Genomic DNA, 16,857 nt, shown 5'->3' on the forward strand with positions numbered 1-16,857 from the left:
GATTAGATGTGTTACTTTGCACTATGAGCCTATAGAGATATGTATAAAAATTTCTTTAAACCATTATTTGATATTATAACAGCCATTATTGTATTATTATTGGTAAGTCCAATACTTATTATTGCAATTATTGGATTAACTATTGTAAATTCTGGATCTCCATTTTTTGTACAGAAACGTCCAGGAAAAGGTGGACATATCTTTAGTATTGTTAAGCTAAAAACAATGACAGATGAGCGAGGAACAGATGGTGATTTATTACCAGATGCAGATAGACTTACTTTGATAGGTCGTATTATTCGTAAAACATCACTTGATGAAATCCCTCAATTATTTAATGTCTTAAAAGGTAATATGAGTTTAGTTGGACCTAGACCGTTACTTCCTTCTTATTTAGATTTATACTCTACAGAACAAGCAAGAAGACATGATGTGAAGCCTGGTATTACAGGCTGGGCACAAGTAAATGGGAGAAATTCAATAAGCTGGGAAAAGAAGTTTGAACTAGATGTTTGGTATGTCGATCATCAAACTTTTTTGCTAGATTTTAAAATTGTATTACTCACCATAAAGAAAGTTTTTCTTAGTGAAGATATTAATACAGAAGGAGTTGCAACTACAAAACCATTTAAAGGAAGCTTATGATTACAGTATACGGAGCTAGCGGTCATGCAAAAGTGGTAATAGATATTATAAAAAAATCTAATGAAACAATAGCTCAAGTTTTAGATGATAACCATACCATAGATTCTATTTTAGAATATGAAGTTGGTATACCTGAAGATAAAGAATATAAGAATGTAGTGATTGCTATAGGCGACAATGCAATAAGACGTCTTATCGTTAAAAATATAAATGCAACATATGTTAGCCCTTTAATTCACACCACTGCTACTATAGGTTCTGGTGTGAGTATAGATAAAGGAACTGTTGTGATGGCTCGTACAATTATTAATGCATCTGTTACCATAGGAGCACATTGTATAATAAATAGTGGTTCTATTATTGAACATGATGCTATCATTGGTGATTTTGTACATGTATCTCCAGGTGCTATTGTTACTGGTGGTGTTTGTATAGGAGCTGGGAGTCATATAGGAGCTGGTGCTGTTATTCTTCCTAATATAAAGATTGGGAAAAATGTTGTAATAGGAGCTAGTTCTGTTGTATTGAGAGATATAGAAGATAATATCGTAGTTGCTGGGAATCCTGCACGACTACTTAAAAAGAATACAGATAAATAATGAGTGAAACTAAAATATGGCTTTCTTCACCACATATGGGAGGAACCGAACAAAACTATGTGAATTTAGCATTTGATACTAATTGGATAGCACCTTTAGGACCTAATGTTTCTGGTTTTGAGAATGATTTAAGTACGTATTTAAATAATACTCCAGTTGCTGCTTTAAGTTCAGGTACAGCTGCACTTCATTTAGCCCTTTTACAATGTGGTGTAGGATTAAGTGATGAAGTTATTTGTCAATCTTTTACTTTTTCAGCAAGTGCAAATCCTATAACATACTTAGGCGCAAAACCTATTTTTGTAGATAGTGAAACTTCTACTTGGAATATATCACCTACATATCTTGAAGAAGCAATTGTTGATCGTATCGCAAAGGGCAAAAAACCAAAAGCTATTGTAGCTGTCCATCTATATGGTATGCCATATTTAGTGGATGAAGTACATGCAGTAGCAAACAAGTATGAAATACCAGTTGTAGAAGATAGTGCTGAGGCATTAGGATCTACATATAAAGGAAAGAACTGTGGTACATTTGGTGATTACGGTGTGTTATCTTTTAATGGAAATAAAATTATTACTACAAGTGGAGGAGGAGCTCTTATATGCCCTTCTGAAGAAGCAAAAAAACATACTATTTTTCTAGCGACACAAGCTCGTGATGATGCTCCACATTATCAACATAGTACTATAGGTTATAATTATAGGTTAAGTAATATATCTGCAGGTATAGGAAGAGGACAAATGGAAGTGCTTGATAAACATATAAATCTCCGTAGAGAGATGAATACTTTTTATCAAGAGCTTTTTAAAGGTTATGACGGTATTACTGTATTTAAAGAACCTACTGAGGACTTTTATTGTAACAACTGGCTTTCAGCAATTTTGGTTGATCCTGAGAAAACAAATGGAGTTACGAGGGAAGATATACGGTTAGCTTTCGCGAAAGCAAATATTGAATCTAGACCCTTATGGAAGCCTATGCATATGCAGCCTGTGTTTGAAAACTGTGCATTTTATGGAGAAAAAGTAGCATTTCGTCTGTTTGAAAATGGATTATGCTTACCTTCAGGGTCAAATTTAACATTTGAAGATAGGCAAAGAATAGAAAAGGTTATCTTTGCTATACTATCTAGATAGTACACTAATCAATTTTATGAAGAATAAATTACAAGCTGCTATTGAAAATTTATTTTCGGAAGAAAATAAATTGGATATAAGAAATATTAGGTATTTACCAAGATGGGCTGTTTTATTTATTGATACGTTTCTTGTTGTATCTAGTTTGTTTTTGACATATTACCTTCTTAGAGATCTTAATATAGTACCTCTTAAGACATTACGAGTTTCTCAGCAGATAGGCCTTGTTGTAGGTATTGATTTTATTTTCCTTTTATTATTTAAAACATATGCAGGTCTTATTAGACACTCATCCTATATGGATGCTTTAAAATTATTTTTTGCATCTGTTTCTACATTTGTAACGTTACTAATTATAAACCTAATTAGTTTAGCAATAACTGGTGAAAAGATATTTATATCTACAGGCTTGATCGTATTTTTATTTATTTCATTTTCTGCTTTATTCATATTTAGACTTGCTGTAAAACAACTTTATGAATATTTTAAAGTAGCACAAAGAGAAGAAAAACTTATCAAAGCAGTTATTGTTGGAGTAGATGACGGTGCAATATCTATAGCTGCAGCATTAGATATAGAACATCCTCAACGATTTAAAATTCAAGGATTTGCATCAAGTAGACAGAACAAAAGCTTACGTATTTTAGGAAAGCCAGTGTTAGAAATGAATACTTCTATCAGTAGTTTGGTTCGTAAATTAGATGCACAGGCAATTATATTTTCTGGTAACACATTAAACGCAGAAGAACGTTATGCGTTAGTAAAAGATTGTCTAGAAAATGATATAAAAGTATATAACTCGCCGCTTGTTATTAATTGGTCTGAGAATACAACAGTGACCGATCAATTAAAATCTTTACAAATAGAAGATTTATTAAACAGGGAGCCTATAGTACTTAATGCTAAGAATAAAACAGCACAAATTAGTAATAAAAATATTTTGGTTACTGGTGGTGCTGGTTCTATAGGAAGCGAAATTGTTAGACAAGTAGCAACTTTTAATCCAAAAAGACTTATAATTCTTGATCAAGCAGAATCTCCATTACATGCATTACATATAGAACTTAAAGATAAATTTCCAGACCTTATAGTATCTTATGTTATATGTGATGTTGTTAATAAAAAACGTCTTAGAGTTCTTTTTGAAACCTATAAAATTGATGTTATTTATCATGCTGCGGCTTATAAGCATGTGCCATTGATGGAAGACAATCCATCTGAGGCAATACAAACAAATGTTTTAGGGACTAAATTGATGGCAGATCTAGCAACAGAATTTAGTGTTGGACATTTTGTAATGGTAAGTACAGATAAAGCAGTAAACCCAAGTAATGTTATGGGAGCATCTAAGCGTGCTGCAGAAATGTATGTGCAATCTTTGTATTTTGAACAAAGGGAATTAGTCACTGATAATAGAAAAATCACTAAGTTTATTACAACTCGTTTTGGTAATGTATTAGGTTCAAATGGATCTGTAGTGCCTTTATTTAAAAAACAAATAGAAACTGGAGGCCCAGTGACAATTACACATCCAGATATTATCCGTTATTTTATGACTATCCCTGAAGCTTGTCAACTTGTACTTGAAGCAGGTGCCATGGGAAAAGGAGGAGAGATCTTTATTTTTGATATGGGAGAACCTGTTAAAATCATGGATCTTGCAGAAAAGATGATAAAACTTGCGGGTTATATTCCAAATGAAGATATTCATATTAAGATTACAGGATTACGACCAGGAGAAAAGCTTTATGAAGAATTATTGAGTGATAAAAGCAAAACACTACCTACTCATCATGATAAAATTATGATTAGTGAAGATGAAACCAAAGAATACCATCTAGTAAATGAGTCTATAAAGTCAATAGTACTAGCTGCAAAAGAAAATATGAACAATAAAACTGTCGCAAAATTAAAACATTTAATTCCAGAGTTTAAAAGCAATAATTCTGAATTTGAGATTTTAGATATCCAAGTTGAGAAACAAAAATAGTTGTAAAGATGGTTTTAAAAAAGGTTGCTTGATATACCTTTTAAAGATTACTTTTGCACATTCATATTTTAGAAAAATATACTTTGAAATCAATTATAAAATTTAGCATTTTTTTGCTAGCAATCGTATCCCTGACTACTTCTTGTGTATCTAAGAAAAAAGTACTTTACTTACAGGATATTGAACAAATTGTAGATAATCCAGCTAATACTAATTATAATATTAGTATTAAGGGAAATGATTTATTAACTATTAATGTATCTGCTCTTAATCCAGAAACGGTAGCACCTTTTAATCAACCTGTAGTACCTAGGCCATCTACAAATGGGACTGTTCAAACAGCTCAACAACTACAAACGTATTTAGTAAGTGTAGATGGAACCATAGAATTTCCTTTAATAGGATCTATAAAACTTGCAGGACTTACAAGAACAGAAGCAACAGATCATTTAAAAGATTTATTGAATAAGTATGTAAAGAACCCTATAGTTAACATAAGAATTTTAAATTTTAAAATTTCTGTTTTAGGAGAAGTTGGACGTCCAGGGACATTTAATATAGAAGACGAACGTGTTACTGTTCTAGAAGCATTAGGGCTTGCGGGTGATATGACAATTTTTGGAGATCGTAAAAATGTAAAAATAATACGAGAAATAAACGGAATAAAGACATATGGAGAATTAGATTTTACTTCATCTTCTGTAATAAGTTCTCCTTTCTATTATTTACAACAAAATGATGTAGTAATTGTTTCTCCAAATAAAGCACAGATACAAAGTTCAAGTTTTAATAGAAATACTAGTGTGTTTATCTCTATAGCAGGTATTATTATATCTGTAATTAGTGTACTTACTCGAAATTAAAGTTACGTTTTTATGAAAGAAAACAATAACCTTACAGGTCAAGAAGATATTAGTATAAAAGATCAAATACAACAGTACCTTCGGTATTGGCCTTGGTTTTTATTATCTTTTATTGTATGTATGTCATTAGCGTGGTTGAATTTACGTTATAGTACGTATAATTACATGACAGAGGCTACTATTTTAATTAAAGATGATAAAAATTCATCTTTATCAGAAATAGCAATTTTTGAAGATTTAGGACTTACTGGTGGAGCTCTTAATAAATCGCAATTCGAAAATGAAATTGAAATTTTAAAATCTAAAAAGTTACTTAAAAAAGTTGCTGAAAATTTAAAATTAAATATTCGTTATTTTAAAGAAGGGAATATTAAAACTTCCGAGTTATATGATGATAAACCATTTTTTTTTAAGGTTTTAGATGAAAAAGAAATCACTAAATTCCAAAAGTTTTATGTTAAGATAAAATCATTAACTGATTTTGAAATTAAGTTAGGAGAAGAAGGAGAACTCTATACTAAAAAGTTTGGAGAACGTTTTCAAATTAATGGTAATAATTTAACATTGTTACCAGTATCAACTAATTTTAATGAAGAGACAATCATTGATGGAAATTTCCATATAGTATCAATATCTAGTATTGACAATGCAGTTATAAGATTAAGAGGAGCATTACGAGTAGATCAAGTAAGTAAAAATAGTAGTATTTTAAAACTATCAGTAACTTCTGCTCAAGAGAGTAAAGCTGAAGCAACACTTAATGAAATTATAAATGAATATAATGAGGATGCTATATTTGATAGAAATTTAGTATCTAAAAACACAGCAGATTTTATAGATAACCGTCTTGCTATTATAACAGAAGAATTAGACTCTGTAGAAACAGATAAAGTAGTTTTTAAAGAGAAAAATAACCTTACCGATATTCAAGCAGAAGGGCAATTATTTTTAGAAAATGCAAATCAATTAAATCAAAAACAAATTGCTGTTGCAACTCAAATAGAATTAGTAACTTCTGTATCAGATTACCTTGATAGTACAAATGAATTTGGCTTACTTCCTTCTAATTTAGGTATTGAAAATCAAAGTATAGAAAATTCAATAAGAGATTTTAATGAACTTGTAATTAATAGAAAACAACTTCTTGAAAGTTCAACAGAAGAAAATCCAGTTGTTATAGAAATTACTAATCAAATTAATAATTTAAAGACTAATACAAAAGAAAGTATCAATAGGTTAGTTAAATCTCTAGAAATTGAAAATAGAGATTTACTAAGACAACGAAATAAAATAGGAGGGAAAATTTCTAATATACCTAGTATCGCAAAATCTGCTAGAGATATAGAAAGACAACAAACTATTAAAGAATCTTTGTATCTATATTTATTACAAAAAAGAGAAGAAACTGCAATTTCACTTGCAGTTACAACTCCTAAAGCAAAGATCGTAGATAGTGCTTATACTTCAAATTTACCAATATCACCTAAGCCTAAAGTTATTTACCTTGCAGCTCTTGTTTTAGCATTATCACTCCCTTTAGGTATTATTTTTACTAAAAAAATATTTGATACAAAAATTCACAACCGTGTTGATCTTGAGAAAGAAATTCCTTCGTTACCTATATTAGGTGAAATACCAATTATAGACAGTAAGGAAAGTGAAGTTATTAAAAATAACGATAGATCTGTACTTGCAGAAGCATTTAGAATTCTAAGAACAAATCTTGGTTATTTTATAAAAAGGAATCAAAATGGAAACGTGATTTTTGTTACTTCTACTATTAAAGGAGAAGGTAAAACGTTTGTAGCCTACAATCTAGCTATTACATTAACTAGTACTGGAAAATCAGTACTTCTTATAGGAGCAGATATACGTAACCCGCAAATTCATAGGTATATAGATAAAAATGAATGGACAATTGGACTTTCTGAATATTTATTTGATTCTTCTGTAGAAACCAAATCAATAACTAATAATGTAGTTTTTGATGATCAAAATTTTGATGTTATATTATCTGGAAGAATACCACCTAATCCAGCTGAGTTATTAATGAGTGATCGTTTTGAGAAGCTTATAGACAATGTAAGAGGTCAATACGATTATGTAATTGTAGATACTGCACCAACTTTATTAGTAACAGATACATTGCTTATAAGTCAACTAGCAGATACAACAGTATATGTATGTCGTGCAGAGTATACTGATAAGAAACTCTTACAATACCCTAAGGAATTGTATGAGGACGGAAAACTTAAGAATATAGCATTTGCTATTAATGGTATTAAGATTACAAACTTTGGTTATGGTGGTAAATACGGTTATGGCTATGGCTATGGACAAGAACAACCAAGTGTTTTTAGTCGTTTAAAGAGATCCTTGAGATTTAATAAATCATAATCCTTATTTTCTATAAAAAATAAAAAGTCCTGTGTTTACTACAAACACAGGACTTTTTAAATATACACATTTAATAAATTATCCAAATACAGTACTTGTATTTTCGCATACTTTTTTAAGCGACTCTATATACGTATTTTCTATTTTCATACGCTCTATCTTTATAAGGTGATCAATACGATGAGTATCAATACCTATAAAATCATACATCCCGTCTTTTAATAACTTTAAAGCAGCTTTTTGACAAGATTCCCCATAATGCTCAGAAAGCGAAAGCGCATTTAATTGTAAAAGACATCCTCTAGACTTAAAATCTTGAAAAACATCTAATTTATTATTGTAATATGCATATCGTTCTGGATGTGCTAATACTGGAATATATCCCAATGTTCCAATTTTAAAAATCTGCTCTTTTATGTTTTCAGGAGGTTGGAAATAAGACATTTCTATAAGCACATACGTTTTGTGTAAAGGTAAAATCTCTTTTGCCTCAAGTAACTTATCAAAATTATCATCTATCATATATTCAGAAGAAAAACTAACCTTTACATCAGTTGGAATTTGATTTTTGATGCTATTATAAGAACTCTCAATGGTCGTTGGGGTATTGTCATAAATACCGTGCATTGTATGAGGAGTCGCTATGATACGACTACAACCTAAAGAAATATACTTATCTATCAATGTGAGACTTGTACTAATATCTTTTGAGCCATCATCTATCCCAGGTAATATGTGACAATGCATTTCTGGAGTTCCTCTCCAGATATCAATAAACAAAGATTTCTTTTTAAAAAAATGTAGCATGGCACAAAAATAAACCAAATTTATAGGAGTCAATATTTTAAAAACATATTATTTTCAGCATAAAATAGAATGCTTATTAAGTATTGGAATGATTAATTATACGCTTTCGCGAAAGCGTACCATACAACTTATAAAGTATTAGTAATGTTATAAATACGGATCATGTAATACAATCAATTATCTTAAAATTTTTCCTGAACCTTGGCAAGCATCACATTTATTTTTTTCTCCACGTAATGCAATCCAGTACCCCTTTCCTTCACATTTACCACATTTTTTATAATCAGAATTAAAAAAGAAGCCTTTAAAAACGTATAATAAAGCGCCTATTATTACAGCTATAATTAGAAATCGTATCATCTAGATAATTATTTGATTTCAAGTATATGAAAATTTAAAATGATATGAAATTTATCCCCTGTTTATAATTAGCTCCAGAAATTGCTTATCTAAAAAGCAATGAATACAATTTTATGCTTTGATACATCTTTAATCTTTTGGCATTTATTTTAAATTATTATTAAAAATCAGGTAGGAGAATTGATTATTAAGCTGTTATATAAGTAGATTAACATACTATTAGTAATCAGTAAAAAAAAAATAAAATGAAAAGAAATTACTTTTTTATCATTGTGGGGTTTTTGATATCCTCCAATGCTCTTGCTCAATGGATCGATTTTGAAGATCAAACAGATCAACGCATACAAATAACAAACATCTCAGATAATGATAATTCAAATCTGCTAGATGATCAAGAAAAAGATTTTGCCGTTGCCGATTTTGATAATGATGGTTTTGAAGATTTAATTGTCGTAAGAAAATCTCCTTTTTCTTTTGTAGGAGCAAAAACAGATCTTTTATTAATGAATAGAAATGGAGTTTTAGTAGACGAAACTGATGTATATGCTCCAGGACTCTTATCTAATACCGATGCTAGAGATGTAATACCTTTTGATGTAAATGACGATGATTGGATAGATTTATTTATCGTTAGTACTTTTGGAGATCAACCTAGATTATATATTAATTTAGGAGCTGATAGTGGCGGTGATTGGTTAGGATTTGAAAACCAATCTAGCTCAAGATTACCAACATTGACTGGGATTATTCAATTTTGTGCAGGTGATTTTGGAGATATAGACGGCGATGATGATTTAGATTTTTATATGGTCAATTATGGACAACAAGAAGTAACAAGAGATGTATTATTGATAAACGATGGTAACGGTAATTTTACAGAAGAAACCGAAAGCCGTATGGGAAATTTAAGAGAATCTAGTTTTGGTACTGGCGCCGAAATGCATGATGTAGATAATGATGGTGATTTGGATCTAGTAAAAAATTTAGGCTCGTTTCCTATACCTCCATTTAATGATGTAGGAACGTATGTTCTTTTTAATAATGGGAATGGAACATTTACTAACTTTTACAGATTTCCAGGTCCCACACCTTATATGTTTACTATGGGAGATCTAGATGATGATGGATTCTTAGATTCTTATGGAGTAGATGATACACAGGATTATATAAACCATATTACTGGTGCAGTACAAGATCAAAGCCTTACCGTACAGAATGACTTGATTACAGCAACTATAACCCAAGCTTGGGGAGGTAATGTAAAAATGAAAGATTTAGATGGTGATGGGGATTTAGATGTAGCATTGGCAAGTGTAGATACTGATGAACCACCATGTGATACCTCTCAAGGAGGACAAGGAGGCGCTAGAACCTTTGTTCTTTTTGAAAATAGAGATTCTTATAGTGGGATTATTGAGCATCCATATCCAGATTTTAATAACCCTTGGAATATACCTAACTATGATCATGACTTTATTGATCTTAATAATGATGGTTTTATGGATATAATCCTTGGTACGTGTGAAGGGTATACTGTATTCATGCAAAGAGATCCATCTCTTTCTGTAGATGGTATCACTCAAACAGATAGTTCACTATCCATATTTCCTAACCCTAATAATGGAGTTGTAAATGTATCTGTAAAAGGTTTGCAAAACCCTGATATGAAAGGTCACATATATGATGTTACTGGAAAACTGTTGGGCACTATGGAGCTAAATACATCTCTAAGTAATACGATACAAATAGACTTAAGAGAATATACAACCACGTCTGGCATTTACTTTTTACAATTTATTACTGGAGAAGATAAAACTGTGACTAGAAAAGTTATTATTCAATAACAAATCCTAGTTATCAACTATAAAAAGGACATTCCTACAATATGTAGGAGTGTCCTTTTTTGTAGAATAAGAGTATACTTTTGTGTATACAGTACTTTGTATACAAGTTTTACGTTTATTATATATCATACCATCGTTATATGTGAACTAACCACCATACATACATGAAACTATCACTATTCCTATTGATATTACTTTTACCAATCAACACCATTTTATATAGTCAAAATCATACAATCCTAGAACCAGAAATTCCAATGTTAGAAGGAGTACTCTACCAACTTCTAGATGACAAAAAAATAACAAATCCAACATATCTTCTGGGTAATATAAAAGAAGTGGAGACTATTTTTACATTACATACATCTCCAGATAATAAAACTACAGAAACATACACAGACACTTTTATATTAAATACACAAAGGCAAGTAACACGTTTTGAATCAAGCGATGAGTATTCAGAAAGAGAACCTAGTAGTTTTAATGAAAGACCATTACATTTTAAAAATGATACCATTTTTAAAAGTGAAGACTATACCTACGTTTTTAGCAAAGGAAGGTTACTTACAAAGTATGGTTTTGAAGATAGTACTTCATATATCTATAAAAAAGATAAACTTTTGACTATCAAAGAATATAAGCGAGATGTACTGGAAGAATGGGAGGAAGAAAACGATGAGATTACCCTGTATTATTCTGAATTTGAATTAAAATCGTACCAAGAAGCTGTATATGATAAAGAACTCTTGGTACATAAAAAAACATACGATGTTTTTTATGAAACGATTAATACGTACGTCACAAATTACGAATACGATCATAATAATAGATTACAAAAATTTAACGTAGTCTATAAACGGTATATCTCTGATTTGATAGATCTTTCAAAAGATCCAAAAAAATGGAAGTTTTCAGAAAACTACTTTGTTGATGGAGAGATTTTAAATAGAGGAGGAATGGTTTCTTATGACAATGCCAATAGAATTATAGCGTATCAAGTGAGTGATTCTAATAATAATGAAGAGCGATATACTATCTCATATAGTGAGAATGATATGGTCGTAAAAGGATCTAGAAAAGATTATGCTCCTCAAAGAGATGTAATAATACCTCGTGACTTAGAGTATGTATATATATACGATGCTCAGGATAATCCGATAGAAATACGATCATATATTGTCAATGAAGGTGAAAAGATATTAGATAAATCGACAATGATTAATATCACCTATTATTAGTCATAACTTTATAGAAAAAAGAGGCTACCAGCATGGTAGCCTCTTTTTTTACATAACATGTAGTGTTTATTTGACAATAAAGCGCTTTGTCGTAACCGTTTTATTCTCGTTTTTAAAATGAACAAAATACACTCCAGATTTGAGTTGTTGCGTTGGTATAAAACCTTCAGAACTCGACCCTGTATATACGCGTTTTCCTTGTAATGTATATACTTCAAAACTAACATCCATGCTAGACTGAATGTGAATAAGTGATCCATTATCTACAGGATTAGGGTATAATGAAATTGCTATAGAACTATCTATAATTCCTAACTGCGATTTGTTAGTTGTTATTGGTGCATTTGTAAATGGAGTTCCGCCAAGTTCGAAAATGTCTAGAGCAAGATCAGCTTGCCAAGTACCACCAGTAATTCTATTAAAACGTAATTGCACAGTATTACCAATATATTCCTTCAGATCAATAACTTGCGTAATCCATAAATCACCTTGACTACCTGTAAGAGACCATAATTCCTGCCAAGAACTACCATTGTCAATACTTGCTTCTAATGCGATACTTCCAAAATCATTACTTCCAAACATGTGGTAATCAAAATTGAAAGTAGCATCACTCAGACCTGTTAAGTCAAAACAAGGAGAATTTAATATGGCTTGTTTGTCAGGAAATCCCGTTCCACTACCAGATGCTTCTACATATATGTAATCTACGCCATCACTAGCACTGCTAGGCCCTGTACCAACAGATGGCGTACCACTAGCGTCTCTTGTCCAATTAAGGTCGTCTGTATTGCTCTGAGTCCACTCATCAAAATCTATTTCAAAGCTAACTTGATATGGATAGTTATTCTCTGTCGCAGTACAAGAATCTACAGGTGGTATAGCGCCTTGAATGATCTGAATATCATCCAGAGCGACATCACCTCTAAAATCACTTCCAGTAACTCTGTTGTACCTCAAAGCGATAGATAAACCTGCAAATGCATCTAAACTTATAACCTTTGTATTCCATTGATTTCCTTGATTCCCAGTTTGACTCCAGATAGAAGTCCAACTTGCTCCATCGTTGAGGCTTACTTCTAGATCTAAAGTACCTAGATTGTTACTAGTACCATACATATGGTATTGAAAACTGATATAGGCTTCAAGACTTCCCGTTAAATCAATACAAGGTGATGTGATAATTGCTTGTTTGTCAGGGAATCCTGCCCCATTGCCAGTAGCTTCAGTATAGATATAATTTAAACCTTCAATGGCGCTTGAAGGACCAGTTCCGCCAGATGGAGTTCCATTTGCATCTAGTATCCAGTCTATATCATCATCTGTATTTTGAGTCCAATTATCAAGACCATTCTCAAAACCTAATGCGTATGGCAATGCAGAAATACCGTCTATACATCCATTGGTTGGTTCCTGAGTTTGTATCTGGACTGTATTACTTTGATTTGATGCATTACCAGCTAGATCATTTGCTACTACAGTAAAATTATAGATGGTATTTGGGGTTAACCCTATGGCAGTATAAGCTGTTCCTGTTATTGTTGCAATGGACACACCATCTTGAAAAACGGTATAATCTGTAACACCTATATTATCTGTAGATGCATCCCATGATAGCATAGCGGTAATTTGCGTAATATCTGTAATTGTAAGATTGGTAGGTGCTGTAGGTGGCTCTGTATCTGGAAGACCTTCTACAATAACTACTGTATAATCTTCTACTTCTCCAAAGTCATAAGTACCACAACTATTAGGAATGGTGTTATAACGCATAATTACTCGTAAACGGGTAGGTCCTTCAGGTGTATTGTCAGGAACTAATATGCTTCCAGTAATAGAAGTACTATTAGTAGAGGCTTGTGTAAATACTCGTTCTGTAGTGTCATTAAAAATGCCATCTTGGTTGTAATCAACCCATATCGCATACGCTTCAGAGAAGACGTTCCCTGTCCAGGTAGGTTCAATAGTAAAATTATAGGTTAGATTGGTTTCAATGCTTGTAGAAATGTCTGTAAAATCACTATAATTTTGACCTCCAGAACTATTATTAATAGTGTTTAATTCAAACCTACTTATAAATTCCTCAGTGGCATTATTACTTGAAGCGCTACAATACGTAACAGGCGGTGATAGTGTTGTAAATGAGATCAGTGTGCTTGATGGTGAAATAGAACTATCATTACAAGTACTTCTTACTTCGACTTCATAAACTGTATCAGAGTTTAAAGAAGTAAGATTCGTTTGAGATGTTGTTGTTGTTGTGAGAGTTTGAAAATTGGTGTTTCCGCTTTCGCGAAAGCGTACTTCATATCCATTCCCATTGGTTGCATCCCATTGTATCGTAGCACCATCATCTGTAATAGCACTTACCAAAAGATTCTGTGGTATTTCTGATGTACAAGCAGGCTCATTAACGATAAATGTAACTGATACTGGCGTTGCAGCTTCAAAAGAGGTGTTACCATCTTGAGTGGCCTCTACAGTGACTGTACCTATAGTGCCATCTAGTGTTAGTAATGAACCAGAAACTGTTGCTGGTCCAGATATCACTGTATAACTCACAGTAAGCCCAGAACTTGCTGTTGCGTTTAATGTAATAGGAGCTGCTGTCGTAAGTTGATCTGCAATTGCAGGAAATGTAATTGTTTGAGAAGCTGGTGGTTCGGGAATAGTAGAAGTCACCGTAAAATCATCAAATGTAAAACCATTAAACGTAGTGGTATACCCACTTGTTAGATTTGAAGAATCAGAATCAAATAGAAAGCGTACTAATAGATTGGATGCTCCTTGAAAAGCACTGTTGTTTGATGCATCTATGACAATTTCTTCTAGAGACCATTTATCTTGCATATCTCCGTCGTATAAAGGTTCTCCATCTGGTTGATGTGCTTCATCAGTACTTGATTTCTGACTATACGGATTTGTATCTGATGTGCTTCCTGGCTTTGTATATTTGCCTATAAATGGTGTCCAAGTAGCACCTCCATCTATAGAACCTTCTATTTGGGTATAATCAAAATCACGTTCAATATCCCATCTTGCATAATACTGAATAACAGCTTGCTGCGCGGTAGAAATATCTATTGGATTTGCGAGTGTTAGTGTTTCAATACTGTTATTTCCATAACTGCCAACTGCATTTGTAATAGCTGTTGTTCCAGAAAAAGCGCTTGTCGTAACTTCCCATCCACTATTTGTCCAGTTGCTTAAACCTGTTGTATCTGGATCATCAGAAAAGAATACAGTTGGGCTATATTGTTTATTGATAACTGCTTGATATAATATATAGTCATCATTTGCTACCGTTACTTCGTATTGTACAGAATCATTAGCTTGAATGTTTGGATCTAGTGTATATGAAAAGTCTAATGTAGTCTGTTCTAAAGTAGCTAGATTCACGGTTTGCGCATTATCTACACTTGAAAGATTAGAAGATACCGGCGTAACAGTAACTGTGATAGGAGAGAGGGTTTGTCCTAAATATTCAATTCCTATGTGTAATTGCCCGGTCGTATTAGAAAGATTAGAAGGGGTTAGGTCTTTGTATTTTGCATATTTACCACTGTAATAAGCTGCTAGTAGATTGATACGCATCGCACGTTGAGAAATAGGAAGAATGTTAGATGGAGTTGGATAAAAACCACCTTCGGCACTACTTCCATTTTCAGGACTGAACCCGATGATGTTTTTCCCCGATCCAGTAGATCCCGTTCCGTCTGGAGTAGAACCACCTAATAACCAATCAATATGACTTCCGCTGGCAACAGGAGGCCCAGTTTCTGTTACAGCACCATATCCATATCTATTATAATAACTCATGTCATGACCATATTGTGAGAATTCATCTTCTCTACCTGTCGAAGCATCAATGCTAGAGTACGAGTGATATAAGATGTTACTAAACGAATGATGATCCAATGCTACTTTAAAATCACGAGATAGTACAAAATCACGTACAATACGCGACTCTGGTTCAGAAAAAGCACCAGTACCTCTATAGTCTTGCGCACAAGGATTAGAGGAAGCACCTCCATTATTCCAGAAGTAACCACTGTTACGATTTAAATCTACGCCATTATTATCTCCACCACAATTAGTAATAACTCTACGGTTTTTACGCTGTAAGCCTCCTCCATTAGGGTTGTTGTCTATATTAAATTGGTATCCATCAGGATTTAGTATTGGGATAAAGTAAAGTTCATGGTTGTCTACTAGATTTTTAATACCAGGATCAGTGGCATAGTTTTCTAGTAAATACCACATATAATAGATCTGATTCATCAATGTAGCAATCTCTCTCGCATGTATTAGTGAGTTATATAATGTTTCAGGTTCATCTTCATCTACGTCTGGATTGTCAGAAATTTTTACAAAATATATAGTGCGGCCTTCAATGGTAGTTTCTGTAGCAGCAGATGCTCTTGCTGTGATAAGATTTGGATATTGAGCGCGCATGGCATCTAGTTCTGCCAGTGCTTCATCTAGAGTGAATGATCCTGCATAACTTCCTAAATTAAAATTTTGAGGTACTGCCCAATCTTTTTCAGCTTCACCTATATATTGACCCACATTTGTGATACTTTCAGAAGTAACACTAGAACGTTCTAGTTGATTTTCTGGAAGTCGAGATTTCATTGCAGAGAGTGTTGCTTTTGCACTAACAATGTCTGCAGTAGCTCTATCTGCATAAAAAGTGGATAGATCCTCAATGAGAACTTGTGTAGTCACTCCTAATGATTGCACAATGTCTTGTTCATAGGGAGTTAGTTCTAATGTTATACCTGAACTATCATGATGAACACCACAATGTAAATCAATGCCTGCATTACTGAGAGCAGTCATTTGTGGTGTGGTAATGTTTGGAATTTTTACTCTTTTGTTTGTTTGCGCATCAGATGTCTGAGCTGTTGAGTTTAGGGCGCAGAATATTAGCACCCCGAATAGTAGTCTACTAATCATGGTATTGAGTTTTAGT

11 protein-coding genes are annotated in these 16,857 nt (G+C 32.6%); 8 read left to right on the forward strand and 3 right to left on the reverse strand.

The window, feature by feature from the left end:
- Positions 1–39 precede the first annotated feature (39 nt).
- The 6 genes from ABJD27_RS00750 to ABJD27_RS00775 all read left to right on the forward strand — a co-directional run bounded on the left by ABJD27_RS00750 (position 40) and on the right by ABJD27_RS00775 (position 7,633).
- Positions 40–645 (forward strand): sugar transferase, encoded by a 606-nt coding sequence (locus tag ABJD27_RS00750; RefSeq protein ID WP_348173429.1) that lies wholly within the window; start codon positions 40–42, stop codon positions 643–645.
- A complete protein-coding gene (locus ABJD27_RS00755; protein WP_348173427.1) occupies positions 642–1,244 on the forward strand; it encodes an acetyltransferase in 603 nt (200 codons plus the stop codon). Before ABJD27_RS00750 ends, ABJD27_RS00755 begins: the two co-directional genes overlap by 4 nt.
- Positions 1,244–2,383: a DegT/DnrJ/EryC1/StrS family aminotransferase gene (locus ABJD27_RS00760; RefSeq protein WP_348173425.1), complete on the forward strand. Its 1,140-nt coding sequence runs from the start codon at positions 1,244–1,246 to the stop codon at positions 2,381–2,383. The genes ABJD27_RS00755 and ABJD27_RS00760 overlap by 1 nt, the downstream gene beginning before the upstream one ends.
- Positions 2,384–2,399: 16 nt before the next feature.
- Entirely contained in the window at positions 2,400–4,373 is a 1,974-nt protein-coding gene (locus ABJD27_RS00765; protein WP_348173423.1) for a nucleoside-diphosphate sugar epimerase/dehydratase, read from the forward strand.
- Positions 4,374–4,456: 83 nt separating this feature from the next.
- Positions 4,457–5,236, forward strand: a complete 780-nt coding sequence (locus ABJD27_RS00770) for a polysaccharide biosynthesis/export family protein (protein ID WP_348173421.1) — start codon at positions 4,457–4,459, stop codon at positions 5,234–5,236.
- Positions 5,237–5,248: 12 nt separating this feature from the next.
- Positions 5,249–7,633, forward strand: a complete 2,385-nt coding sequence (locus ABJD27_RS00775) for a polysaccharide biosynthesis tyrosine autokinase (protein ID WP_348173419.1) — start codon at positions 5,249–5,251, stop codon at positions 7,631–7,633.
- A 78-nt stretch (positions 7,634–7,711) separates the two neighbouring features.
- On the opposite strand, the gene ABJD27_RS00780 is transcribed toward ABJD27_RS00775, so the two are convergent.
- Together ABJD27_RS00780 and ABJD27_RS00785 are read right to left on the reverse strand one after the other, a co-directional pair.
- Positions 7,712–8,413, reverse strand: coding sequence for a CpsB/CapC family capsule biosynthesis tyrosine phosphatase (locus ABJD27_RS00780; RefSeq protein ID WP_348173417.1), 702 nt, complete (start codon positions 8,411–8,413; stop codon positions 7,712–7,714).
- Positions 8,414–8,617: 204 nt separating this feature from the next.
- The gene (locus tag ABJD27_RS00785) at positions 8,618–8,800 is read right to left on the reverse strand and encodes a hypothetical protein (RefSeq protein WP_348173415.1); all 183 of its coding nucleotides are present in this window, start codon (positions 8,798–8,800) and stop codon (positions 8,618–8,620) included.
- Positions 8,801–9,045: 245 nt separating this feature from the next.
- Between ABJD27_RS00785 and ABJD27_RS00790 the strand changes: the two genes are divergently transcribed.
- Positions 9,046–10,644, forward strand: coding sequence for a T9SS type A sorting domain-containing protein (locus ABJD27_RS00790; protein WP_348173413.1), 1,599 nt, complete (start codon positions 9,046–9,048; stop codon positions 10,642–10,644).
- A gap of 164 nt (positions 10,645–10,808) precedes the next feature.
- The gene (locus ABJD27_RS00795; protein WP_348173411.1) at positions 10,809–11,882 is read left to right on the forward strand and encodes a hypothetical protein; all 1,074 of its coding nucleotides are present in this window, start codon (positions 10,809–10,811) and stop codon (positions 11,880–11,882) included.
- A 66-nt stretch (positions 11,883–11,948) separates the two neighbouring features.
- Here the strand turns inward: ABJD27_RS00795 and ABJD27_RS00800 are convergent, their stop codons facing one another.
- Positions 11,949–16,841 (reverse strand): M14 family zinc carboxypeptidase, encoded by a 4,893-nt coding sequence (locus tag ABJD27_RS00800; RefSeq protein ID WP_348173409.1) that lies wholly within the window; start codon positions 16,839–16,841, stop codon positions 11,949–11,951.
- Positions 16,842–16,857: the final 16 nt, after the last annotated feature.

The sequence above is a fragment of the Dokdonia sp. genome (assembly GCF_039945015.1).
Classification (GTDB): domain Bacteria; phylum Bacteroidota; class Bacteroidia; order Flavobacteriales; family Flavobacteriaceae; genus Dokdonia.

Coding starts and splice junctions, on each gene's coding strand:
- ABJD27_RS00750 (WP_348173429.1), top strand. CDS start 40: ATGTATAAAAATTTCTTTAAACCATTATTTGATATTATAACAGCCATT.
- ABJD27_RS00755 (WP_348173427.1), top strand. CDS start 642: ATGATTACAGTATACGGAGCTAGCGGTCATGCAAAAGTGGTAATAGAT.
- ABJD27_RS00760 (WP_348173425.1), top strand. CDS start 1,244: ATGAGTGAAACTAAAATATGGCTTTCTTCACCACATATGGGAGGAACC.
- ABJD27_RS00765 (WP_348173423.1), top strand. CDS start 2,400: ATGAAGAATAAATTACAAGCTGCTATTGAAAATTTATTTTCGGAAGAA.
- ABJD27_RS00775 (WP_348173419.1), top strand. CDS start 5,249: ATGAAAGAAAACAATAACCTTACAGGTCAAGAAGATATTAGTATAAAA.
- ABJD27_RS00785 (WP_348173415.1), bottom strand. CDS start 8,800: ATGATACGATTTCTAATTATAGCTGTAATAATAGGCGCTTTATTATAC.
- ABJD27_RS00790 (WP_348173413.1), top strand. CDS start 9,046: ATGAAAAGAAATTACTTTTTTATCATTGTGGGGTTTTTGATATCCTCC.
- ABJD27_RS00795 (WP_348173411.1), top strand. CDS start 10,809: ATGAAACTATCACTATTCCTATTGATATTACTTTTACCAATCAACACC.
- ABJD27_RS00800 (WP_348173409.1), bottom strand. CDS start 16,841: ATGATTAGTAGACTACTATTCGGGGTGCTAATATTCTGCGCCCTAAAC.